Below are 360 nucleotides of genomic sequence, written 5' to 3' on the forward strand. Positions count from 1 at the left end.
GATCTATGGCAATCCAACCGGACACGTTCCCTGTATAATACTGTGAGTGTATGTACGTGCCGACCAATTCAAAGCGTGTCGTCCCCGGCCGCCACAATATGCTCGATACCCAGTCCTCCGAGTCGAAGTCATCTGTGAAGGTCGCTCGCGTGAAGAATGCGCGCAACGAATCCTGGATTCTAACGTCGCTCAAGCGCATCCCAAATCTGATTTCATCCGGCATCGCCAACTCGACCGGATGTGGAAAAGTGCCGGGCTTGAGAAACGGCTTTTCCATCGCCATGGTCGCAGTCGCCACACCCGGTCTATCAGCGCTGAGTCTGACCGCGATTCTGATCAAGTCGGCAGAAACTTCGTGAC

The 360-nt window shown here is 54.4% G+C and carries 1 protein-coding gene; it reads left to right on the forward strand.

Annotated elements, in window-relative coordinates; translation table 11 throughout:
• Positions 1-50 precede the first annotated feature (50 nt).
• Positions 51-359: a hypothetical protein gene (locus tag AC1D0P_RS32405; RefSeq protein ID WP_477680466.1), complete on the forward strand. Its 309-nt coding sequence runs from the start codon at positions 51-53 to the stop codon at positions 357-359.
• Position 360: the final 1 nt, after the last annotated feature.

Source organism: Polaromonas sp. P1_G2 (assembly GCF_056405515.1).

Coding starts and splice junctions, on each gene's coding strand:
- AC1D0P_RS32405 (WP_477680466.1), top strand. CDS start 51: ATGTACGTGCCGACCAATTCAAAGCGTGTCGTCCCCGGCCGCCACAAT.